We start from the raw sequence: 22,113 nt of genomic DNA, 5'->3' as shown, positions 1-22,113 counted from the left end.
AGACCCCTGCCAGGTCCGGACTTGCCGTTCGCGTTTCCAAGGTTCATGGCTGGCAGGCCTGGTGTCTGCGGCCTTTCGTACGAGAGTTTCGACATGGCCAAAGAATTCAGCCGTACCCAGCGCATCGGTGATCAGATGCAGCGTGAACTGGCACTGCTGATCCAGCGTGAGATCAAGGATCCGCGACTGGGCATGGTGACCATCACCGGCGTGGACGTCGCGCGCGACCTGTCCCATGCCAAGGTGCACATCACCGTCCTGGGCAAGGATGACGATGCCGACGCCATCAAGCAGAACATCGGCATCCTCAAGGACGCTGCCGGCTTCCTGCGTCAGCAGCTGGGTCGGGCGATGAAATTGCGCACCGTTCCGCAACTGAGCTTCCAGTACGACGAGAGCATTCGTCGCGGCGCCCAGCTGTCGGCCCTGATCGAGCGGGCGGTCGCCGAAGACCGTCGCCACGAAGGGGAGGAGTAGGGGTGGCCCAGGTCAAGCGTATTCGCCGCCAGGTACATGGCGTGCTGGTGCTGGACAAGCCGCGCGGCTTCTCCTCCAACGCCGCCCTGCAAAAGGTCCGCTGGTTGCTCAACGCCGAGAAGGCCGGGCACACCGGTAGCCTGGATCCTCTGGCCACCGGCGTACTGCCGCTGTGCTTCGGCGAGGCGACCAAGTTTTCCCAGTACCTGCTGGATGCCGACAAGGGCTACAGCACCGTGGCGCAACTGGGCGTCACCACCACCACCGGCGATGCCGAGGGTGAAGTGCTGGAGCGACGGGCGGTCGCGGTCGATGAAGCGGCCATCCAGGCGGCGCTGCCGGCCTTCCGCGGCCAGATAGAGCAGATCCCGCCGATGTATTCGGCGCTCAAGCGCGACGGCCAGCCGCTGTACAAGCTGGCGCGTGCCGGGGAAGTAGTGGAGCGCGAGGCGCGTTCTGTTACTATTGCCCGTCTGGAACTGCTGGCGTTGCAGGAAGATCGTGCGACGCTGGAAGTGGCCTGCAGCAAGGGCACTTATGTGCGCACCCTGGTCGAAGACCTCGGCGCCCGTCTTGGCTGCGGAGCCCATGTGGCCGAGTTGCGCCGTACCCAGGCCGGCCCCTTTGGCCTGGCACAGGCCATCAGCCTGGACGAGCTGGAGGCGGCGCACGCCGAAGGGGGTTCCGAGGCGCTGGATCGCTTCCTGCTGCCGGTCGACAGTGGCCTGGAGCACTGGCCGCTGGTGCAGCTGACGCAGCACAGCGCCTACTACTGGTTGCATGGTCAGCCCGTCCGGGCGGCCAATGCACCGAAATTCGGCTTGATGCGGGTGCAGGACGACCAGGGTCGTTTCATCGGCATCGGCGAGATTGATGACGAGGGGCAGGTTGCTCCCCGTAGACTGATTCGGTCCTAGACCGATACCGAGGGTGGCTGTCAGCAGGCACGGTCACACCTCTTTCCTTAAGCACGGGATCCATCCCGGCCTGTTCCTCAGAGGAGCCCTATCATGGCACTGAGCGTTGAAGACAAAGCCCAGATCGTAAACGAGTTCAAGCAGAGCGAAGGCGACACCGGTTCGCCGGAAGTGCAGGTTGCCCTGCTGTCCGCCAACATCGACAAGCTGCAAGGTCACTTCAAGGCCAACGGCAAAGATCACCACAGTCGTCGTGGTCTGATCCGCATGGTCAACCAGCGCCGTAAGCTGCTGGACTACCTGAAGTCCAAGGACACCTCTCGTTACAGCGCACTGATCGCTCGCCTGGGCCTGCGTCGTTAACACGATGCAGACCTGCTGCAAGCAGTCTGAAGCTGGAGGTCGGCTCGCGCCGGCCTCCGGCTTTTTTGCTTGAAAGGCCGCCAGAATCGGCCTGCGTCACCTGGAGATCAGCGAGGGTCCGAATCCCTCTGGTCGCCCCGATTTCCCCCAAGGCAATAAAGAGAAGGAAAGACTGTGAATCCAGTAATCAAGCAATTCAAGTTCGGTGAGCAGACCTTCACCCTGGAAACCGGCCGCATCGCGCGCCAGGCGACCGGTGCCGTGCTGGTCTCCACCGAAGACGTCAGCGTGCTGGTCACCGTGGTCGGTGCCAAGCAGCCTGCCGTTGGCAAGGACTTCTTCCCGCTGTCCGTGCACTACCAGGAGAAGACCTACGCCGCTGGCCGCATCCCCGGTGGTTACTTCAAGCGCGAAGGCCGTCCTTCCGAGAAGGAAACCCTGACCTCGCGCCTGATCGATCGTCCGATCCGTCCGCTGTTCCCCGAGGGCTTCCTCAACGAAGTCCAGGTGGTCTGCACCGTGGTCAGCACCAACAAGAAGTCCGATCCGGACATCGCCGCCATGATCGGCACCTCCGCCGCCCTGGCCATTTCCGGCATCCCCTTCGCTGGTCCGATCGCCGCTGCGCGCGTGGGCTACCACAGCGAGCTGGGCTACCTGCTGAACCCCAGCTACGAGCAGCTGCAGAGCTCCAGCCTGGACATGGTCGTGGCCGGTACCCGTGACGCCGTGCTGATGGTGGAATCCGAAGCCGACGAGCTGACCGAAGACCAGATGCTGGGCGGCGTGCTGTTCGCTCACGAAGAATTCCAGGTGGCCATCGAGGCCATCAGCCAGTTCGCTGCCGAAGCCGGCAAGCCGACCTGGAACTGGCAGGCGCCTGCCGAGAACACCGCCCTGATCGAAGCCGTCAAGGCCGAGGTCGGCGAGGCCGTGTCCCGTGCCTATACCATCACCATCAAGCAGGATCGCTATGCGGCCCTGGGCGCCCTGCGTGACCAGGCCATCGCCAAGCTGGCCGGTGAAAACGGTCAGTACAGCGAAGCCGAGGTCAAGGAGACCTTCGGTCTGCTGGAGTACCGCACCGTGCGCCAGAACATCGTCGACGGCAAGCCGCGTATCGACGGTCGCGACACCCGCACCGTTCGCCCGCTGCAGATCGAAGTCGGCCCGCTGAAGAAGACCCACGGTTCGGCCCTGTTCACCCGTGGCGAAACCCAGGCCCTGGTCACCGCGACCCTGGGCACCGCCCGTGACTCGCAGCTGCTGGACACCCTGGAAGGCGAGCGTCGTGACAGCTTCATGCTGCACTACAACTTCCCGCCCTTCTCGGTCGGCGAGTGCGGCCGCATGGGCAGCCCGGGCCGTCGCGAGATCGGTCACGGCCGTCTGGCCCGTCGTGGCATCCAGGCCATGCTGCCGACCCAGGACGCCTTCCCCTACAGCATCCGCGTGGTCTCCGAGATCACCGAGTCCAACGGCTCCAGCTCCATGGCCTCGGTCTGCGGTGCCTCTCTGGCGCTGATGGATGCCGGTGTGCCGGTCAAGGCCCCGGTCGCTGGTATCGCCATGGGTCTGGTCAAGGAAGGCGAGAAGTTCGCCGTCCTGACCGACATCCTGGGTGACGAAGACCACCTGGGCGACATGGACTTCAAGGTGGCCGGTACTGCCAAGGGCGTCACCGCCCTGCAGATGGACATCAAGATCAACGGCATCACCGAAGAGATCATGGAAATCGCTCTGGAGCAGGCGCTGGAAGCGCGTCTGAACATCCTGGGTCAGATGAACCAGGTGATCTCCGAGTCCCGTGCCGAGCTGTCCGAGAACGCCCCGACCATGCTGGCGATGAAGATCGACCAGGACAAGATCCGCGACGTGATCGGCAAGGGTGGCGCCACCATCCGTGGTATCTGCGAAGAGACCAAGGCCTCGATCGACATCGAAGACGACGGCACCATCAAGATCTACGGCGAGACCCGCGAAGCCGCTGAAGCAGCCAAGCAGCGCGTCCTTGGCATCACCGCCGAGGCCGAGATCGGCAAGATCTACGTCGGTAAGGTGGAGCGCATCGTCGACTTCGGCGCCTTCGTCAACATCCTGCCCGGCAAGGACGGCCTGGTGCACATCTCGCAGCTGAGCGATCAGCGCATCGAGAAGGTCACCGACGTGCTGAAAGAAGGTCAGGAAGTGAAGGTGCTGGTGCTGGACGTGGACAACCGCGGTCGCATCAAGCTGTCGATCAAGGACGTGGCGGCGGCGGAAGCCTCCGGCGTCTGAGACGACCTCGCTTAACGAAAAACCCGGCCTAGGCCGGGTTTTTTCATTTCTGATGGAGGGAGGGGCTCGCCGGATATTTCATCGAGGTCCTGGCGTTCCGCTCCTACCGTCCATCGGAGCCCCACATGACCCAAGTGCCTGCAATGTTGGGCTTCGACGATAGAGCCGTCTCAACCCAACCTACCTTATATCGCCGCCGAGGCCGCGATAAGACAGTTGCTCCTACGACAGAACTACCGGTAGGAGCGGCCCATGGCCGCGATTGGCCCCGTGCTAGGCCTTCTCGCGAATCCATTCGATGAAGCTGCGCACCTTGGGCACCTCGGCCATCTGTTCCGGATAGGCCAGCCAATAGGCGTGGGGGCTGGCCAGACGGTGGGGCCAGGCGAGCACCAGGCGGCCGGAGGCCAGCTCTTCGGCGACCAGGAATTCCGGCAGCAGGGCCACCCCGCAACCTTCCTGGGCCGCGCGGGCGCAGAGGGTGAAGGTATCGAAGCGCGGCCCATGATGGCTATGGACCTCCTCGCGTCCGAGGCTGGCGTACCAGTCGTGCCAGGATTCCGGGCGGGTGGTGTTCTGCAGCAGGACGAAGTCCACCAGTTGCTCCGGTCCGGCGATGCCCTCGGCGGGCAGCAGGTCCGGCGCGCAGACCGCGACCATGTGTTCGTGCAGCAGCAGTTCGCACTCGGCACCCGGCCAGCTGCCATGGCCATAGAACAACGCCACGTCATGGCGAGGATCGCGGAAGTCCACCGGTTCCAGGGCGCTGGAGACATCCAGGTGGATGTTGGGAAAGCGCAGGCGCCAACCCTTCAGTCGCGGTACCAGCCAGCGCTCGCCAAAGGTCGGCGGGGTGGCCACGCGCAGTACCTCGGTCTCGCCGCCATAGGATCTCAGGTAGCGTGCCGACATCTCCAGCTGGTTGAGGATCTTGTCCACCTCGGCCAGGTAGAGGGCGCCGGCCGGGGTCAGTTGCAGGCGGCGCCGGACCCGGCGAAACAGGCTGTGCTGCAGCAGATCCTCCAATTGGGCGACCTGTTTGCTGACGGCGCTCTGGGTCAGGGCCAACTCGTCGGCCGCGCGGGTAAAGCTCAGATGACGCGCGACTGCCTCGAAGCACTGCATGGCGGTGATGGACGGCAGGTGGCGACGTTGCATGAGCGGACTCGCGGCATGAAAAAAGGGAATGATATGCCGAGCAAAGGTCGGTTGTCCGGCGCCGCTGGCCTGACCATACTCAGGGACGATTTCCTTTCTGCGGAGACCTCAGCATGAGCAAGGCCCTGTTGGAACGCCTCGGCGTTTCTGCCCAGCACTACACCCAAGGCGAGCACCGGGTGAATTCCCCCATCGACGGCAGCCAACTGGGCAGCGTCGCCCTGGAAAGCGCCGCCGAGGTGGAGCAGAAGATCTCCCGGGCCGAGCGCGCCTTCCAGGCCTGGCGTGCGGTGCCGGCGCCGCGCCGTGGCGAACTGGTGCGGCTGCTGGGTGAAGAGCTGCGTGCCCACAAGGCCGATCTCGGCGAGCTGGTGTCCTGGGAAGCCGGCAAGATCACCCAGGAAGGCCTGGGCGAAGTCCAGGAGATGATCGACATCTGCGACTTCGCCGTTGGTCTGTCGCGCCAGCTCTATGGTCTGACCATCGCCTCCGAGCGTCCCGGTCACCACATGCGCGAAAGCTGGCAGCCGCTGGGTGTGGTCGGCATCATCAGTGCCTTCAACTTCCCGGTGGCGGTCTGGTCCTGGAACGCCGCCCTGGCCCTGGTCTGCGGCAATCCGGTGATCTGGAAGCCTTCGGAAAAGACCCCGTTGACCGCCCTGGCCTGCCAGGCGCTGTTCGAGAAGGCCCTGGCGCGCTTTGGCGATGCCCCGGCCGATCTCAGCCAGGTCATCGTCGGCGACCGCGCCGCCGGTGAGGCCCTGGTGGACGATCCGCGGGTGGCGCTGGTGAGCGCCACGGGTAGCACCCGCATGGGGCGCGAGGTAGGACCGCGGGTTGCGGCGCGCTTCGGCCGCAGCATCCTCGAACTGGGCGGCAACAATGCCATGATCCTCGCCCCGAGCGCCGATCTGGACATGGCGGTGCGCGCCATCCTGTTCAGCGCCGTGGGTACCGCCGGCCAGCGCTGCACCACCCTGCGCCGGCTGATCGCCCATCGTTCGGTCAAGGACGAGATCGTCGCCCGGCTCAAGACCGCCTATGCCAAAGTCCGCATCGGCCATCCGCTGGAAGGCAACCTGATCGGTCCGCTGATCGATGCCGCCAGCTTCCAGGCCATGCAGGGTGCGCTGGAGCAGGCGCGGGGCGAGGGCGGGGTGGTCTACGGCGGCGAGCGGCAGCTGGCGGAGCGGTATCCCGAGGCCTACTACGTGGCCCCGGCCATCGTCGAGATGCCCGAGCAGAGCGAGGCGGTACGCCACGAGACCTTCGCCCCCATTCTCTATGTGCTGACCTACGACGATTTCGACGAGGCGGTAGCCCTGAACAACGCTGTGCCCCAGGGACTGTCGTCCTGCATCTTCACCACCGACGTACGCGAGGCCGAGGCCTTCATGTCGGCGACCGGCAGCGACTGCGGCATCGCCAACGTCAACATCGGGCCGAGCGGTGCCGAGATCGGTGGCGCCTTCGGTGGCGAGAAGGAAACCGGTGGCGGTCGCGAATCCGGCTCCGATGCCTGGAAGGCCTACATGCGCCGCCAGACCAACACCGTCAACTATTCCCGCGAATTGCCGCTGGCCCAGGGCATCGTCTTCGACTGAGTGGATCCGCCAGGAGCGCCGAGAATGCAGTTGCGTGAGGAGTGCCTGTGGGAGCGGCTGTATCCGGCGGTGCCGGGCGCCCCGTTGCAGGGCGAGCGTGACACCGAGGTCTGCGTCATCGGCGGTGGCTTCACCGGACTCTCCACTGCCCTGCACCTGGCCCAGGCCGGGCGGCGGGTGGTGGTACTGGAGGCCCATGGCGTCGGCCATGGCGGTTCCGGGCGCAATGTCGGGCTGGTGAATGCCGGCATGTGGATCCCGCCGGACGAGGCGGTGGCCACCCTGGGGCCGGAGGTGGGTGAACGCTTGCTGGGGGTGATGGGCGATGCGCCGAGTCAGGTGTTCGGTCTCATCGAGCGCTATGGCATCGACTGCCAGCCACGCCGCGCCGGCACCCTGCACATGGCGCACAGCGCCAAGGGCCTGGCCGATCTGGGGCAACGTGCCGAGCAGTGGCAGCGGCGTGGCGCCCGGGTCGAGTTGCTGGAAGGCGAGGCCTGCTACAGCGCCTGCGGCACGCGCGACATCAGTGGCGCGCTGCTCGATCATCGCGCCGGCACCCTGGTGCCCATGGGTTATGCCCTGGGTCTGGCCAAAGCCCTGCGCCAGGAAGGTGGCGAGCTGTTCGAGCGGAGCACGGTACAGCGCCTGCAGCGGGTCGGTGATCGCTGGCAGGTGGAAACCCCCCGGGGGCGGGTGACCGCCGACCAGGTGGTGATCGCTTCCAACGCCTACACCGAAGGCGAATGGACCCGTCTGCGCAAGCAGTTCTTTCCTGGCTACTACTATCAGGTGGCGTCCCAACCTCTCGGGGCGGAAGCGGACTTCATCCTGCCTCAGGGGCGTGGCTCCTGGGATACCCGCACGGTCCTCAGCAGCATCCGGCGCGATGCCGATGGCCGCCTGCTGCTGGGTAGCCTCGGCAACATGGCGGGTCGGCCGGCCGGTTTCATCCGCGCCTGGGCCGATCGCATCCAGCGGCACTATTTCCCCGCGCTCGGGCGGGTGGAGTGGGAGTGCACCTGGACGGGCCGCATCGGCTTTACCCCCGATCACCTAATGCGCCTGTTCGAGCCGGCGCCGGGCTTGCTGGCGGTGACCGGTTACAACGGTCGCGGGGTTACCACGGGCACAGTGGTGGGGCAGGCCTTTGCCCGTTATCTGTGCAGTGGCGATCGCCACGCGCTGCCAATGCCGCTGGCGTCGTTGGATGCCAATCCGGTCGGGCAATGGCGCAGCCTGATGTACGAAGCCGGTTTTACCCTCTATCACGCGGGGCAATGCCTGCGCGTCGTCCTCTAGCGACCCACCAATCTCTGGCTATGCCTGGCTTCTTGGCCTGGCGATGGCTTTCCCAAGCGGCCGATTTGCGCATCCTACTCTGTGCAAACCGGCCGTTTTGCCTTGCTCAGGCATACGTCGAGAAACAGATGGCTCCCGCGACCTTGGATAGGCGCGACCATGGTTACTTTGGTGGCACAGTGTGGGGACGGTGTTACGTTTTGGTGCGAAACAGGTGCAACCGGGTTGCTATCTGGTAACAAACCGCTGCGTTTTGCCACTTTCGCTGCTACCGCCATGCGGAATTATTCAGACTAATGAGCCAGTTAAGACAAAAGTCTAAAGGGCGGTCCGTGCCACTGACTGCGGCCCTCGCCGTAGGCAAGCGGTGGTTTTGGCTTGTCGCGGTGGCGGCAAATGGCCTTTGCGCCCGGTACACAACTGGGTGATGGCACAGGCTTTGCTCCGGCGAACAGGCCAACCACCCTCTGGAGCAAACCTCCCATGTCGAAGATTTACAGAAAAGGCATTCTGGCTCTCGCTATCGGTTCTGCGTTCACTCTCTCCTCCCTGGCGCATGCCGACATCGTGATCGGTGTCGCCGGTCCCTATACCGGGGCCAGTGCCGCCTACGGCGAGCAGTTCTGGAAGGGGGCTACCCAGGCCGCGGCGGACATCAACGCCGCCGGTGGTATCAATGGCGAGAAGATCAAGCTGGTGCAGGGCGACGACGCCTGCGAGCCCAAGCAGGCCGTGGCCGTGGCCAACCGCCTGGTGGACTCCGAGAAGGTCAAGGCCGTCATCGGCCACTTCTGCTCCTCCAACACCATGCCCGCCTCGGAGATCTACGACGAAGCCGGCATCATCTCCATCACCCCGGCGTCCACCAACCCCAAGATCACCGAGCGTGGCCTGACCGGGGTGTTCCGCATGTGCGGACGTGACGACCAGCAGGGCATCGTGGCCGGCGACTACATCGTCGATACCCTCAAGGCCAAGAAGGTCGCCATCATCCACGACAAGGACACCTACGGTCAGGGCCTGGCCGACGCCACCAAGGCGCAGCTCAACAAGCGCGGCGTGAAAGAGGTGCTCTACGAGGGCCTGACCCGCGGCGAGAAGGACTTCAACTCCCTGGTCACCAAAATCCGCGCCTCCGGTGCCGACGTGGTGTACTTCGGCGGCCTGCACCCCGAAGCCGGTCCGCTGGTCCGCCAGATGCGCGAACAGGGCGTGACCGCCAAGTTCGTCTCCGGCGACGGCATCGTTTCCGCCGACCTGGTCACCACCGCCGGTGGTCCCCAGTACACCAAGGGCGTGCTGATGACCTTTGGCGCCGATCCGCTGCTGAACCCGGCCGGCAAGACCGTGGTGGAAGCCCTGCGCAAGTCCGGCTACGAGCCCGAGGGCTACACCCTCTACTCCTATGCCTCGCTGCAGGCCGTGGCCGCTGCCTTCAACGGCATCAAGGGCACCGACGGCGCCAAGGCCGCCGAGTGGCTGAAGTCCCACAGCGTCAACACCGTGCTGGGTGAGAAGAGCTGGGACAGCAAGGGCGACCTCAAGGTCTCCGACTACGTGATGTACGAATGGGACGACAAGGGCAAGTACAACCAGCTGCCCTGATCCTCGCGTGAATCCGCTGGCCGCCTTCTCGTCTCCGCCCCAGGACGAGAGGGCGGCCGGCGGCCCTCGTCATCCATCCAGCGCGAGACTGCAAACGTGGACGGTATCTTCCTGCAACAACTGGTCAACGGCCTGACCCTCGGTTCGGTCTACGGACTCATCGCCATCGGCTACACCATGGTCTACGGCATCATCGGCATGATCAACTTCGCCCACGGCGACGTGTACATGGTGTCGGCCTATCTCGCCGCCATCGGCATCGCCTTGTTGAGCGTGTTCGGCCTGCACTCCTTTCCCGTGCTGATCCTCGGCACCCTGATCTTCACCGTGGTGGTCACCTCCGTGTACGGCTGGGCCATCGAACGCATCGCCTACAAGCCACTGCGCAACTCCACGCGCCTGGCCCCGCTGATCTCGGCCATCGGCATGTCGCTGATCCTGCAGAACTACGTGCAGCTCGCCCAGGGCGCGCGCCAGCAGGGCGTACCGACGCTGCTCGACGGCGCCCTGCGCCTGCACATCGGCGAAGGCTTCGTGATCATCACCTACACCAAGATCTTCATCATCGTGGCGTCCATCATCGGCATGGGCCTGCTCACCTACGTGATCCAGAAGACCACCCTCGGCCGTATGTGCCGGGCCACCCAGCAGGATCGCAAGATGGCGCAGATCCTCGGCATCAACACCGACCGGGTGATCTCCTATGTCTTCATCATCGGCGCGGCCATGGCGGCACTGGCCGGGGTGCTCATCACCCTCAACTACGGCACCTTCGACTTCTATGCCGGCTTCATCATCGGCATCAAGGCCTTTACCGCGGCGGTGCTCGGCGGCATCGGCTCGCTGCCCGGCGCGATGCTCGGCGGCATCATCCTCGGCATCTCAGAAGCCCAGTTCGCCAGCCTGGTGAACTCGGACTACAAGGACGTCTTCAGCTTCTCGCTGCTGGTGGCGATCCTGATCTTTAGGCCCCAGGGGCTGCTCGGCAAACCCCAGGTCACGAAGGTGTGAATCCATGAGTCAGACGTCTTCCTCCTTCGATCTCAAGGTCGTGCTGCGCGACACCCTCATGGTCGGCCTGGTCTCGCTGATCCTGTTCGGCCCCATCGTCGGCATCGTGCTCGACGGCTATGGCTACAACGTCGAGCCCGGCCGCGTCGGCATCATGGTCGCGGTGGTCATGGCCGGCCGCTTCCTGCTCAGCCTGTTCGGCCAGACCGCCAAGGGGCGCGACTGGATCGAGTCCTTCAAGCGCAACGACGGTGGCGTCCATGTGCTGCCGCCCGGGCACAAGTCCAACCTCAGATTCATCCTGCCCATCATCATCCTGGTCGCCATCGCCTTTCCCTTCCTGGCCACCAAGTACTGGCTGACGGTGATCATCCTCTGCCTGATCTATGTGCTGCTGGGCCTGGGGTTGAACATCGTGGTGGGCCTGGCCGGTCTGCTCGACCTCGGCTACGTCGGCTTCTATGCCATCGGCGCCTATGGCCTGGCGCTGGGTTACCAGTATCTGGGGCTGGGCTTCTGGACCATGCTGCCGCTCGCCGCGATCCTGGCCGCGGTGGCGGGGGCGATACTGGGGTTCCCGGTCTTGCGCATGCACGGCGACTACCTGGCCATCGTCACCCTTGGCTTCGGCGAGATCATCCGCCTGGTGCTCAACAACTGGCTGGAGGTGACCAAGGGCCCCAACGGCATCGCCGCGCCGTCGCCGACCTTCTTCGGCATCGAATTCGGTCGGCGCGCGAAGGAGGGCGGGGTACCCATCCATGAGCTGCTGGGCATCAGCTACAACCCCAACGCGACCATGATCTTCATCTACACCGTGCTGTTCCTGGTGGTGCTGCTGGTGCTCTACATCAAGCACCGCCTGACCCGCATGCCGGTCGGCCGGGCCTGGGAAGCCCTGCGCGAAGACGAGATCGCCTGCCGCGCCATGGGTCTGAACCACGTGCTGGTCAAGCTCTCGGCCTTCATGATCGGTGCCTCCACCGCGGGCCTCGCCGGGGTGTTCTTCGCCACCTACCAGGGCTTCATCAACCCGGCCTCGTTCAACTTCTTCGAGTCGGTGCTGGTGCTGGCCATCGTGGTACTGGGCGGTCTGGGCTCCACCGTCGGGGTGGTGGTCTCGGCTTTCGTCATGACCCTGCTGTTCGAACTGCTGCGCGAATTCGGCGACATCCGCATGCTGGTGTTCGGCGTGCTCATGGTGGTGATGATGATGTGGCGGCCGCGAGGCCTGATCCGTATCGCCCGCAGTGGCTTCGCGATTCGCAAGGGAGTGGCGCCGTGAGCGACAACATTCTGACCGTAAAGGGTCTCGGCATGAGATTCGGGGGCATCAAGGCCCTCTCGGACGTGAGCTTCGAGATCCAGCGCCAGTCCATCACCGCGCTGATCGGCCCCAACGGTGCCGGCAAGACCACGGTGTTCAACTGCCTGACCGGCTTCTACAAGGCCACCGATGGCGAGATCCGCCTGGACACCGCCGATGGTCGCTCGACCCGCGTCGGCAAGATCATGGGCGAGCGCTTCCAGGCCACCGACTTCGTCAATCCGGTGCAGTTCGGCAGTCGGCTCTGGTACAAGATGTTCGGCGGCACCCACCTGGTGAATCGCGCCGGTCTCGCCCGCACCTTCCAGAACATCCGCCTGTTCAAGGAGATGTCGGTGGTGGAGAACCTGCTGGTGGCGCAGCACATGCAGTGCAACCGCAACCTCATCACCGGCATCCTCAACACCCCCGGCTATCGCCGCGCCGAGGAAAAGGCGCTGGACACGGCCTTCTACTGGCTGGAGGTGGTGGACCTGGTGGACCACGCCAACCGCCTGGCCGGCGAACTCTCCTACGGCCAGCAGCGCCGCCTGGAAATCGCCCGGGCCATGTGCACCCGCCCGGAGATCGTCTGCCTGGACGAACCGGCCGCCGGCCTCAACCCGGCCGAGACCGAGGCCCTGGCTGGCATGATCCGGCTCCTGCGCGACCAGCACCGCATCACCGTGGTGCTGATCGAGCACGACATGGGCATGGTGATGAACATCTCCGACCACATCGTGGTGCTGGACCACGGCCAAGTCATCGCCCGCGGCCTGCCGGCCGACATTCGCAACGATCCCAAGGTCATCGCCGCCTACCTCGGCGCCGAAGAAGAGGAGGTGGCATGACCACGCCGATCCTGGAGTTTCGCAACGTCGACGTCTTCTACGGGCCGATCCAGGCCCTGAAAGGCGTCTCCCTATCCATCAACGAAGGCGAGACGGTGAGCCTGATCGGCGCCAACGGTGCCGGCAAGTCCACCCTGCTGATGTCCATCTTCAGCCAGCCCCAGGCGCGCAACGGGCAGATCCTCTACCGCGGCGAGGACATCACTCGCAAGAACGCCCACTACGTGGCCTCCAACGGCATCGCCCAGTCACCGGAGGGGCGCCACGTGTTCCCCGACATGACGGTCGAGGAGAATCTGTTGATGGGCACCATTCCCATCGGCACCCGCTGGGTGGACGAGGACATGCAGCGCATGTTCGAGCTCTTCCCACGGCTCAAGGAGCGTCGCAACCAGCGCGCCATGACCATGTCCGGTGGCGAACAACAGATGCTGGCCATCGCCCGGGCGCTGATGGCGCGACCCAAGCTGCTTTTGCTCGACGAACCTAGCCTGGGTCTGGCGCCCATCGTGGTGAAGCAGATCTTCCAGATCCTGCGCGAACTGGCGCAGAGCGGCATGACCATCTTCCTGGTGGAGCAGAACGCCAACCATGCCCTGCGCCTGTCCGACCGTGCCTATGTGATGGTCACCGGCGAGATCCGCATGACCGGCAGTGGCCAGGAATTGCTGGCCAATCCCCAGGTGCGCGAAGCCTACCTGGGCGGTCACTAGCGGTGGCGGCGGTCCGCGGTCGCTGTCTGGTCGCGGGCCATGCCCGAGGACGCCTGGCCTGGGCGCCCCTGGGCCTGAGTTTCTGGGGTGGCGTCGATCCGGCCAGCGGCCGGGTGATCGATCGCCACCATCCCCTGCACGGCCTGGAACTGGCCGGTCGCATCCTGGCCATCCCCAGCGGACGCGGCTCCTGTACCGGCAGCGCGGTGCTCCTGGAGCTGTTGCTGGCGGGACACGGACCGGCAGCGCTGGTACTGGCCGAGCCGGACGAGATCCTCAGCCTCGGCGCCATCGTCGCGGAGGAATTGTTCGGCTGTTCCCTGCCGGTGGTCAGCCTGGGTGCCGAAGCCTTCGCGGCCCTGGCCGAGCGCGACGAGATCGCGGTAGCCGACGGTTGGGTCGGCGCTCCTGAAGACCCTTTCCCCGCTACTCCGGTCGATACCCCACAAGAGTTGCAGCTGAGCGCGACCGATCGGGCCAAGCTGGCAGGCGCCGAGGGCCAGGCCGTCCAGGCAGCGATGAAGATCCTGGTACGCATGGCGCAGCTGCAGGGCGCTCGCGAATTGCTCGACATCACCCAGGCCCATATCGACGGCTGTATCTACACCGGCCCGGCCAGTCTGGCCTTTGCCCAGCGGCTGGTGGCGTGGGGCGGTCGGGTACGGGTACCCACCAGTCTCAATGCGGTGTCGGTGGATCAGCGTCGCTGGCGCGAGCAGGGCATTGACCCGGCGCTGGGCGAGCCGGCCAGTGCCCTGGCCGAGGCCTATGTGGCCCTAGGCTGTCGCCCCACCTTCACCTGCGCGCCCTATCTGCTGGACAGCGCCCCGACTCTGGGCGAGCAGGTGGTCTGGGCCGAATCCAATGCCGTGGTCTTCGCCAACAGCGTGCTGGGCGCGCGCACCCAGAAGTACGCCGACTTTCTCGATATCTGCACCGCCCTGACCGGACGGGCACCCCGGGCCGGCTGCCACCTGGACAGCGGCCGCCGCGCGGCCAAGGTGTTCCGGGTCAGCATGCCCGCGGGCCATGACGACGCCTTCTATCCGCTGCTCGGCTACTGGATCGGCCTGCGCTCGCCCACCCGGATTCCCGCGGTGCTGGGGCTGGAACACGCCCAGCCCAGCCGCGACGATCTCAAGGCCTTTGGCGCCGCCTTCGCTACCACCTCGGCGGCGCCGCTGTTTCATCTGGTCGGGGTAACGCCCGAGGCGCCGACCCTGGCTGCGGTCGCCGCGCCTGAGCTGGAGGTCGAGGACATAGAGCTGGCCGATCTGCGTCGGGCCTGGGCCGAACTGGACAGCGCCACTTCCCGCGAGGTCCAGCTGGTAGCCTTGGGTAATCCGCATTTCTCTGCCGAGGAATGCCAGCGGTTGGCCGAACTATGCCGGGGCCGGTACAAGCATCCCGGTGTAGCCCTGGTGATTACCCTCGGGCGGGACGTGCGCGAAGCGGTCGGGCGGAACGGTAGCCTGGCCGAACTGGAAGCCTTCGGTGCCCAGCTGGTGGGCGATACCTGCTGGTGCATGCTCGGCGAACCCCTGGTGCCGCCCCAGGCCCTTACCCTGCTGACCAACTCCGGCAAGTTCGCCCACTATGGCCCGGGCCTCACCGGTCGCGAGCTGCGCTTCGCCGGTCTGGCCGCCTGCGTGGAAGCGGCCTGCACCGGACTGGCGCCGGCCGGACCGCCCGCCTGGCTCGCATCGGCAGACTTATCCCGCTGATAGTGGGCTCGGGTTCTGTACAGGAATTCCGTGGATCGTCCTGTGGATAAGCTTGGCATAGCCGGACGCGAAGCCCAGGGCGCCTGGTCTGGCGGGAACTGTTCAAAAAATCGCCAGTGCACGAAAAACCTCAAGATACCAAGGCGTTATAACTGATCCGCTGGATTCCCAGCGATCTGAGTATTCGCCTGACCAACGTCCCTGAGCTATCGTTGGCCTCGGCCAAACTCCCTCGCAGAAGGAATCTTTCATGTCTTCGATCTTCATCACCGGCGCTACCTCCGGGTTCGGTGCCGCCACCGCTCGCCGCTTCGCCAAGGACGGCTGGTCGATCGTCATCACCGGCCGCCGCGAGGATCGCCTGCACGCCTTGGCCGAGGAATTGTCCGGGCAGGCCAAGGTGCTGCCGCTGGTGCTGGACGTCCAGGATCGCGCCGCTGTGGAAGCCGCGGTCGCCGGCCTGCCGGAGGAATTCAACCAGCTGCGCGCCCTGGTCAACAACGCCGGTCTGGCGCTGGGCAACACCCCCGCCCAGAGCTGCGACCTGGACGACTGGGACACCATGGTCGATACCAACATCAAGGGCATGCTCTATTGCACCCGCCTGCTGTTGCCGCGACTGATCGCCCATGGCGCCGGCGCCGGCATCGTCAACCTGGGCTCGGTCGCGGGCGACTATCCCTATCCGGGCAGCCACGTCTATGGCGCCACCAAGGCCTTCCTCAAGCAGTTCAGCCTGAGCCTGAGATCGGACCTGCTGGGCACTGGGGTACGGGTGACCAACATCGAGCCGGGCCTGTCAGAAAGCGAGTTCTCGGTGGTGCGCTTCGGTGGCGACCAGGCCAAGGCCGATGCGGTCTATGCCGGTACCGAACCCCTGACCCCGGACGACATCGCCGAATCCATCCACTGGACGCTGAACCAGCCCAAGCACGTCAACATCAACCGCATCCAGCTGATGGCGACCTGCCAGGCGTTCAGCAACTTCAACATCCATCGCAACAGCTGAGGCCGCTCGCTCGGTTCTGATCAAACATCGCCGAGCACCGCACTATTCGTAGTGGACTAGAGCACCTTGACCGCCCGGCCGATGAACTGGATCGGTCCGGTGGGTCGGCCGGTGGGCGACCCGCCCTGGTCTTCCAGGGTGAGTTCGAACAGCTGATTGGCTTCCAGCGGCGGCAGCTGGTCCAGCGGCACCTGCAGGGTACGCCCCGGCTCGACCAAGCCCAGCGACACCGGGCCTTGCCAGGCATCGGCCTTGGTCCAGAATTGCAGCGCCTTGCCGGTCGGCACGGCGTCGCGCCCCAGGGGAATCAGCTGCAGGTCACGGGCACTGGCGGTCTGGATCACCCAACCGGGCGTACGGTCGTCAGGTGCCGCCAGCACCACCAGGTAACTTGGCGTGGGTACCGGTCGCAGCAGTAGCAGCACCGCGAGCACCAGACTGGCGGCCAGCCCTGCCGCACTCAGGCCCTGCCAGAGCGCCAGACGCTGCCACAGCGACTCGCGCCGGAAGGGGACCTTGGCGTCGGCCTCGCCCAGACTGCGCTCGATGCGCGGCCACAGATTCGCGCCGGGCTGGACGGGTGGCACCCGCTCGGCCAGTGGCTGCAGACGCGCCTCCCAGCGCGCCACGGCGGCGGCCAGCAGGGCGTCCGTCGCCAGCGCACCTTCCACCCGACGACGCTGCTCCGCGTCCAGGGTGCCGAGCACGTATTCGCCGGCCAGGCGTTCGCGCTCCTCGTCCGGGGGCAGGGTGGTGTCGCCGTTCATGTCATGCACTCCCTGAGCGCCTTGAGGCCGCGCGTGATCCAGCTCTTCACCGTGCCCAGCGGCGCCTGCAGGCGCTGGGCGATCTCGCCATGGGAGCAGCCGTCCAGGTAGGCGGCCAGGATGGCCTCCCGCCGCGGCGCCTCCAGGTTCTGCAGGCAGCCCTCCAGGCGGCGGCCGTCGGCCTCTCGCACCGGATCGGCAGACTCGGCCAGGGGTTCCCAGCCGTCCGCCAGGGGCACCAGCCGCTGGCGATCGCGCAGGGCGTTGAGCGCGAGGTTGCGCGCTACGCTGCACATCCAGCCACGCGCCGAACCACGCTCCGGGGCGAACCCGGCGGCGCCGCGCCAGATGCGCAGAAAGGCGTCGTGGAGAATGTCCTCGGCCAGCCCGCGATCACGCACCAGGCGCAGGACGACGCCCAGCAGCAGCGGCGCCTCGGTCTGGTAGAGCCGCTGCAGGGCGACGCGCTCGCCCCGAGCGCAGGCGGCGAGCAGGGCCTCAGGGTCATGGGGACGGTCGGTCACTAGGTCACGCCAGGCTCGGGGGCGCCAGGGTGGCGACCGGATCAGCCGAGCCTAGCCGATCCGGTCGTGGCTGTCCCCCTGGACCTCAGCCCTTCTTCCAGAACAGATAGTCCGCCTGGTAGTTCACGATCTGCTGTTCGCCCTTGTTGGCCGCAGTACAGGCCTTGGCCGGCGCGACGCCACCCTTGAGCGCGGTGCGCTGGATGTAGGTGGTGCCCTGGAAGGCGCCCTTGCCCTCGGCAGGCGCGGCCTCCACCAGTTGATAGGGCAGGTTGCCGGCGCCGGCGGGGGCGACGGCCAGTTGCTTGCCGACCACCTTGGAGCCGTCGCTGGCTTCCCAGGTCGCCGGCGGACCGTAGTAGCGCCCCACCTGCTTGCCCTGGCGATCATGCAAGTCGGCCTTGGGGCCCACGAAGAACCACTCGGTCTGGCCGGGCATGTCCTTCTTGTCACGGCACTCGTAGACGATGGTGCCCTTGCCCACGGTTTCCAGCATCAGGCTGTTGCCGGCGGGGACACGGACGGCCTCGGGCAACTCACCCTGGGCCAGCAGCGGGGTGCTCAACAGGGCGGTCAGGGCCAGGATGCTGCAACGGCTGGAGATATTGTTCATGCGCTTGCTCCGGATTGAGAGGGGGCACAGTCGGCTGGACTGTAGGGGCTATACCCGGCAGCCGGGGCCTTGGATGCAGCTGTCATAAAAAATTTTCAATTCAGCGGCATAGTCGCCACCGCCTCGCGGCCGAACCGCTCTGTCCCGCGGCTTCTGTCAGCCTGCCGTCAGCCTGGTTTCAGGGATCCCTAAGGTTGTTTGGCGATAGTGGCGGCGGGTCGCGAGCCCGTCTTTCCCAGCCTGCCGGAGTCCTGCCGCGTGTCGTCCATCCCGAGTCCGGCGCGCCTGCGCCTCGAAAGTCTGGCGCTGTGCCTGCTGGCGGTGCTGCTGTTCACCCTCGGACTGTGGGAGCAGCCTTTCATCGGCTTCGACGGCCGCTTCGCGCTGTTCGCCCAGGAGATGTTTCGCCACGGGGCCAGTGCCTTCCCGACCAGTTACGGACAGCCCTATCCGGACTATCCCGCCACCTCGACGCTGCTGATCGACGTCTTCGCCCAGCTATTCGGCGAGGTCAATCGCCTGGCCACGGTGATTCCCACCGCGCTGGCCTCGGCGGCCATCGTCGGTCTGCTTTATCGCCTGCTGGCCGAGCGGTCCCGCGCCTGGGGCCTGCTGGCGGTACTGGTGCTGCTGCTCACCAACGGCTTTCTGGCCAAGGCCCGCTCCATCTGCCTCGATCAGTTCGTTACCTTGGCGGCGCTGGGCTGCTTCTATCTGCTGTGGAGCGCCGACCAGCGCGGCCTGCCCCGGCGGCGCGCCCTGGTGTTCCTGTGCCTGGCCGCCGGCTTCGCCGTGCGCGGACCGCTGGGGTTGATCGAGCCCTGTGGTGTGGTCTGCGTCTACTGGCTGCTGCAGGGCGACTGGCGGCGCAGCTTCGGCTACGGGCTGGTGGGCGCCGTGGTGCTGGCGCTGTGCTGCGCCCTGTTGTTCGGCCTGGCCTGGCGTACCGGCGGCCCGGTCTTTGTCGAAGACGTGCTGCGCATGCAGGTCTCCGGGCGGCTGGACGACACCGACGGTGCCGGCTATCCCTGGTGGTACTTCCTGCAACTGGGGCTCTATCGCTATGCGCCGGCCTTTCCCCTGGCACTGCTGGCCTTGCCGACGCTGAGACACCACTGGCGGCTGCGCCATGAGCAGGCGGACAGCCGCCTGCTGCTCCAGCTGGCCGGCTTCGCCACGCTGATCGTGGTGGCCCTGTCGATACCCACCTTCAAGAAGCCCTATTACATCCTGCCGGCCATCCCGGCCTGCGCCGCCCTCGGCGCCTGGGTGCTGCTGCAGGGGCAGGGTGCCCTGGCCTGGGTACGGCGGCTGTTCCTGACGCTGCTGGTGATCTTCCCGCTGGTGCTCGGGGTGCTGGTCAAGCTGCAGCAGCCCCGGCTGCAGGCCGCGGGCTGGTGGCCTGAACTGGATCTGCGCTTCCTGCTGGGCGCCTTCGCCATCCTGACGCTGTTCGCCCTGGTGGCCGCCTGGCGCGAGCGCGGCGCCTTCCGCCTGGGCATGCCCCTGGCCGCGGCAGCCTTGGCGCAATGGCTGCTGGTGGTGCTGGCGCTGGATCCGATGCAGGCGCTGCGCTACGACACCCGGGCCTTCGTCACCCGCCTGGAAAGCCTGCGCCAGGGGGAGCCCGGGCAACTGGTGTTCCTTGGTCTGGGCCAGGACACCAAGGCCTTTCGCTACCTGATGAATCTCGACTACGACGTGCCCCTGCCGACCTTCCTCGATATCGGCCAGGCGGCGCAGCTCGCCCAGGTCACCCGACCCGCCTATGTGCTGCTCGACGCCGACAGCCAGTCCGCTCTGGCCGGCACCCCGTTGGCCAGTCGCCGACCGGTGCTGGAAGGGCGCTTCAACGACAACCGCTGGCAGGCCTACTACCTGCCCTGAGGCCGCTGTGATGACCGATTTGCCCGATTTCAAACGTCGCCGGCTGTGCCTGGCGCTAGCCGGTTTGCCGTTGCTGGCCGCCTGCAAGCCGACCCAGCGCTACGGCCTGCCGGAACACCGCGCACTCTGGTTCGAACGGCATGCCTTCGCTCCGTTGGCGCCGCTGCCGTCGCGCAGCAGCTTCCTGCTCGGCGTGCTGCCCGATACCCAGTACTACAGCGAGAACAATCACGAGATGCTGCCCAATGGCCGGCGGGTGAAGCGCTATGGTCACCTGGGCTATTCGCCGGCGTTGGCCTTTCATGCTCAGACCCATTGGCTGGCGCACAATGCCGCGGCGTTGAACCTGCCCTTCGTGGTGCATCTGGGCGATCTGGTGGAAAACGCCGAGCAGCGTGGCGAATGGGCCTTGGCCAGTCACGCCATGGCACGGCTGGAGCAAGCGGGGGTGCCCTACAGCGTCATGACCGGCGACCATGATGTCGTCGAGCTCTACACCGAGGATCGCCTGCGCGACGGTCGCGAGCTTTTCACCCAGTACTTCGGCCGCGAGCGAGCGGCGCGCCAGGCCACCTTCATCGAACGCGACGTCACCGGCCTCAACGAGGCCCATCGTTTCTCGGCCCTGGGGCAGGGCTTCCTGCTGCTGACCCTGGACTGGTGCCCCTCGGACCAGAGTCTGGACTGGGCCCAGGGCATGCTGGATCGCTATCCGCACCTGCCGACCATCCTGGCCTCGCACAACATCGTCGACCTGATGAATGGCCAGGCCGTGCTTTCCACCCGCCGCAACGACACTGGGGTGCGGCTATGGCATCGGCTGATCCGCCGCAACGATCAGATCTTTCTGACCCTTAACGGCCACAACCACGGCAGCGGTCATCTGCGGCTGACCAACGACCTGGGCCATCCGGTGGATCTGCTGCTGATCAACTACCAGACCGAATACGCCGGCGGCAACGGCCTGCTGCGCCTGCTGGAACTCGATCTGGCGCAGGGCAGGCTGGAGGCCTTCACCTATTCGCCCTGGGTTGCCTATCGCCAGCAGAGCGGCGACCTGCCCGTGCGCCTGGGTAGCGATCCACGCGACACCTATTCCGCCGAGGTGCTGGCGCCCCTGGCCTCGCCGCAGTTCGATAACAGATTCGTGCTCGAGGTGGACTTCGCCACGCGCTTCGCCGGCTTTGGCGGCTATACCGCGCAGTTGCCGGCGGTGGCGGAAGAGGGCGTGCTGGCGCGGCTGCGCCAGCAGTTGGGGATCACCTAGGAGCCTGCTCAAAGGCTGCTGCGCGTCGGCCAAACGGCGTTGAAAATGGCTTCGGGATGCTCATTTACTATTTGTAAATTCCGCTTCCTCAGCCATTTTCGCCTTGTTTGTCTCTAGCTCGCGAGCCTTTGAGCAGGCTCTGAAAGGTCAGGCGGCTAACAGCCAGCCACCGGCCACGGCAGTGGCGACGCCGGCGAGTCGCACCAGCGGCGTGGCCGCCTGGGGCAGGTAGCGCACCACGGCATAGCCCAGGCCATGCAGGGTGGCGGTGGCGGCGACGAAGCCCAAGGCATAGGCCCAGGGATTACCCATTTCCGGCAATTCCAAACCATGGGCCACGCCGTGGAACAGGGCGAAGGCGGCGGTCAGGCCGACGGCTGCGGCCACCGGCGGACGGGCGGCCAGAGCCACCAGCAGGCCCAGGGCCAGCACCGAGGCGGCGATGCCGGTCTCCAGCAAGGGCAGCTCCAACCCGGCAGAGCCCAGCAGACCGCCGATCAGCATGGTGCCGACAAAGGCGCAGGGCAGCGCCAGGCGCGCCTTGCCCTGCTGCTGGGCGGCCCAGAGGCCCACGGCCAGCATGGCCAGCAGGTGGTCGAGACCGGTCAGGGGGTGTAGCACCCCGGCGGCCAGGCCGTTCTCGGCGTGACCCGGATGGGCGAAAGCCAGGGCCGGGGCGAGCAGCAGGGCGGCGGTGGCGAGGATCTTGGCGTGTCTCATGGGAGCTCCTTGGGGGGT

General features: G+C 66.0%; 20 protein-coding genes. 15 read left to right on the top strand and 5 right to left on the bottom strand.

Translation table 11 applies throughout. The features are described from left to right. Window positions 1-93 precede the first annotated feature (93 nt). From rbfA to pnp, 4 genes are all read left to right on the top strand, one after another. Window positions 94-477 (top strand): 30S ribosome-binding factor RbfA, encoded by a 384-nt coding sequence (gene rbfA, locus NRG74_RS14955; RefSeq protein WP_007162647.1) that lies wholly within the window; start codon window positions 94-96, stop codon window positions 475-477. A 2-nt stretch (window positions 478-479) separates the two neighbouring features. Further along, on the top strand, window positions 480-1,394 hold the full coding sequence (gene truB, locus NRG74_RS14950; protein WP_064308128.1) for a tRNA pseudouridine(55) synthase TruB: 915 nt from the start codon (window positions 480-482) through the stop codon (window positions 1,392-1,394). A gap of 93 nt (window positions 1,395-1,487) precedes the next feature. Next, window positions 1,488-1,757 (top strand): 30S ribosomal protein S15, encoded by a 270-nt coding sequence (gene rpsO / locus NRG74_RS14945; RefSeq protein ID WP_007162645.1) that lies wholly within the window; start codon window positions 1,488-1,490, stop codon window positions 1,755-1,757. A 174-nt stretch (window positions 1,758-1,931) separates the two neighbouring features. Continuing rightward, entirely contained in the window at window positions 1,932-4,034 is a 2,103-nt protein-coding gene (gene pnp, locus NRG74_RS14940) for a polyribonucleotide nucleotidyltransferase (protein WP_017640618.1), read from the top strand. Between the two features lie 273 nt (window positions 4,035-4,307). On the opposite strand, the gene NRG74_RS14935 is transcribed toward pnp, so the two are convergent. After that, window positions 4,308-5,192: a LysR substrate-binding domain-containing protein gene (locus NRG74_RS14935; protein WP_007162643.1), complete on the bottom strand. Its 885-nt coding sequence runs from the start codon at window positions 5,190-5,192 to the stop codon at window positions 4,308-4,310. Window positions 5,193-5,305: 113 nt separating this feature from the next. Between NRG74_RS14935 and amaB the strand changes: the two genes are divergently transcribed. From amaB to NRG74_RS14890, 9 genes are all read left to right on the top strand, one after another. Continuing rightward, a complete protein-coding gene (amaB, locus tag NRG74_RS14930) occupies window positions 5,306-6,796 on the top strand; it encodes an L-piperidine-6-carboxylate dehydrogenase (RefSeq protein WP_064308129.1) in 1,491 nt (496 codons plus the stop codon). 24 nt (window positions 6,797-6,820) lie between these two features. Next, window positions 6,821-8,098 carry an L-pipecolate oxidase gene (amaA, locus tag NRG74_RS14925; RefSeq protein WP_257704680.1) on the top strand — a complete coding sequence of 426 codons (1,278 nt, stop codon included), beginning with the start codon at window positions 6,821-6,823 and terminating at the stop codon, window positions 8,096-8,098. Window positions 8,099-8,581: 483 nt separating this feature from the next. After that, on the top strand, window positions 8,582-9,703 hold the full coding sequence (locus NRG74_RS14920; RefSeq protein ID WP_017640615.1) for a branched-chain amino acid ABC transporter substrate-binding protein: 1,122 nt from the start codon (window positions 8,582-8,584) through the stop codon (window positions 9,701-9,703). Between the two features lie 96 nt (window positions 9,704-9,799). Continuing rightward, window positions 9,800-10,714, top strand: coding sequence for an ABC transporter permease subunit (locus NRG74_RS14915; protein ID WP_017640614.1), 915 nt, complete (start codon window positions 9,800-9,802; stop codon window positions 10,712-10,714). Window positions 10,715-10,718: 4 nt separating this feature from the next. Beyond that, the gene (livM, locus tag NRG74_RS14910) at window positions 10,719-11,999 is read left to right on the top strand and encodes a high-affinity branched-chain amino acid ABC transporter permease LivM (RefSeq protein ID WP_017640613.1); all 1,281 of its coding nucleotides are present in this window, start codon (window positions 10,719-10,721) and stop codon (window positions 11,997-11,999) included. Next, complete coding sequence (locus NRG74_RS14905; RefSeq protein WP_017640612.1) at window positions 11,996-12,871, top strand: ABC transporter ATP-binding protein; 876 nt, start codon at window positions 11,996-11,998, stop codon at window positions 12,869-12,871. Before livM ends, NRG74_RS14905 begins: the two co-directional genes overlap by 4 nt. Beyond that, on the top strand, window positions 12,868-13,584 hold the full coding sequence (locus NRG74_RS14900; RefSeq protein ID WP_184292328.1) for an ABC transporter ATP-binding protein: 717 nt from the start codon (window positions 12,868-12,870) through the stop codon (window positions 13,582-13,584). The genes NRG74_RS14905 and NRG74_RS14900 overlap by 4 nt, the downstream gene beginning before the upstream one ends. 2 nt (window positions 13,585-13,586) lie before the next feature. Then, window positions 13,587-15,308, top strand: coding sequence for a cis-3-hydroxy-L-proline dehydratase (lhpI, locus tag NRG74_RS14895; protein ID WP_257704679.1), 1,722 nt, complete (start codon window positions 13,587-13,589; stop codon window positions 15,306-15,308). Window positions 15,309-15,558: 250 nt separating this feature from the next. After that, complete coding sequence (locus NRG74_RS14890; RefSeq protein WP_184292326.1) at window positions 15,559-16,317, top strand: SDR family oxidoreductase; 759 nt, start codon at window positions 15,559-15,561, stop codon at window positions 16,315-16,317. Window positions 16,318-16,373: 56 nt separating this feature from the next. Here NRG74_RS14890 and NRG74_RS14885 read toward each other — a convergent pair whose 3' ends face one another. The 3 genes from NRG74_RS14885 to NRG74_RS14875 all read right to left on the bottom strand — a co-directional run bounded on the left by NRG74_RS14885 (window position 16,374) and on the right by NRG74_RS14875 (window position 18,221). Then, window positions 16,374-17,084: an anti-sigma factor gene (locus tag NRG74_RS14885; protein WP_257704678.1), complete on the bottom strand. Its 711-nt coding sequence runs from the start codon at window positions 17,082-17,084 to the stop codon at window positions 16,374-16,376. Continuing rightward, window positions 17,081-17,608 carry a sigma-70 family RNA polymerase sigma factor gene (locus NRG74_RS14880; RefSeq protein WP_257704677.1) on the bottom strand — a complete coding sequence of 176 codons (528 nt, stop codon included), beginning with the start codon at window positions 17,606-17,608 and terminating at the stop codon, window positions 17,081-17,083. The genes NRG74_RS14885 and NRG74_RS14880 overlap by 4 nt, the downstream gene beginning before the upstream one ends. Window positions 17,609-17,693: 85 nt before the next feature. Further along, the gene (locus NRG74_RS14875; RefSeq protein ID WP_173148552.1) at window positions 17,694-18,221 is read right to left on the bottom strand and encodes a DUF3455 domain-containing protein; all 528 of its coding nucleotides are present in this window, start codon (window positions 18,219-18,221) and stop codon (window positions 17,694-17,696) included. A 258-nt stretch (window positions 18,222-18,479) separates the two neighbouring features. Between NRG74_RS14875 and NRG74_RS14870 the strand changes: the two genes are divergently transcribed. Then, entirely contained in the window at window positions 18,480-20,108 is a 1,629-nt protein-coding gene (locus NRG74_RS14870; protein ID WP_257704676.1) for an ArnT family glycosyltransferase, read from the top strand. 10 nt (window positions 20,109-20,118) lie between these two features. Next, on the top strand, window positions 20,119-21,375 hold the full coding sequence (locus NRG74_RS14865) for a metallophosphoesterase (protein ID WP_257704675.1): 1,257 nt from the start codon (window positions 20,119-20,121) through the stop codon (window positions 21,373-21,375). Between the two features lie 147 nt (window positions 21,376-21,522). Here NRG74_RS14865 and NRG74_RS14860 read toward each other — a convergent pair whose 3' ends face one another. Next, on the bottom strand, window positions 21,523-22,095 hold the full coding sequence (locus tag NRG74_RS14860; protein ID WP_257704674.1) for a HupE/UreJ family protein: 573 nt from the start codon (window positions 22,093-22,095) through the stop codon (window positions 21,523-21,525). Window positions 22,096-22,113 lie beyond the last annotated feature (18 nt).

It is taken from the genome of Pseudomonas oryzihabitans, from assembly GCF_024652905.1.
In the GTDB taxonomy this organism is placed as follows: Bacteria; Pseudomonadota; Gammaproteobacteria; order Pseudomonadales; family Pseudomonadaceae; genus Chryseomonas; species Chryseomonas benzopyrenica.
Note: the sequence above shows the minus strand (reverse complement) of the source record. Positions and strands in the feature narration are given on the sequence as shown.

Bases quoted from the DNA above. Each gene is read 5' to 3' on its own strand.
- NRG74_RS14920 (WP_017640615.1), top strand. From the start codon at position 8,582: ATGTCGAAGATTTACAGAAAAGGCATTCTGGCTCTCGCTATCGGTTCT.
- rpsO (WP_007162645.1), top strand. From the start codon at position 1,488: ATGGCACTGAGCGTTGAAGACAAAGCCCAGATCGTAAACGAGTTCAAG.
- NRG74_RS14935 (WP_007162643.1), bottom strand. From the start codon at position 5,192: ATGCAACGTCGCCACCTGCCGTCCATCACCGCCATGCAGTGCTTCGAG.
- amaB (WP_064308129.1), top strand. From the start codon at position 5,306: ATGAGCAAGGCCCTGTTGGAACGCCTCGGCGTTTCTGCCCAGCACTAC.
- rbfA (WP_007162647.1), top strand. From the start codon at position 94: ATGGCCAAAGAATTCAGCCGTACCCAGCGCATCGGTGATCAGATGCAG.
- NRG74_RS14875 (WP_173148552.1), bottom strand. From the start codon at position 18,221: ATGAACAATATCTCCAGCCGTTGCAGCATCCTGGCCCTGACCGCCCTG.
- NRG74_RS14885 (WP_257704678.1), bottom strand. From the start codon at position 17,084: ATGAACGGCGACACCACCCTGCCCCCGGACGAGGAGCGCGAACGCCTG.
- NRG74_RS14860 (WP_257704674.1), bottom strand. From the start codon at position 22,095: ATGAGACACGCCAAGATCCTCGCCACCGCCGCCCTGCTGCTCGCCCCG.
- NRG74_RS14865 (WP_257704675.1), top strand. From the start codon at position 20,119: ATGACCGATTTGCCCGATTTCAAACGTCGCCGGCTGTGCCTGGCGCTA.
- livM (WP_017640613.1), top strand. From the start codon at position 10,719: ATGAGTCAGACGTCTTCCTCCTTCGATCTCAAGGTCGTGCTGCGCGAC.
- NRG74_RS14890 (WP_184292326.1), top strand. From the start codon at position 15,559: ATGTCTTCGATCTTCATCACCGGCGCTACCTCCGGGTTCGGTGCCGCC.
- amaA (WP_257704680.1), top strand. From the start codon at position 6,821: ATGCAGTTGCGTGAGGAGTGCCTGTGGGAGCGGCTGTATCCGGCGGTG.
- NRG74_RS14900 (WP_184292328.1), top strand. From the start codon at position 12,868: ATGACCACGCCGATCCTGGAGTTTCGCAACGTCGACGTCTTCTACGGG.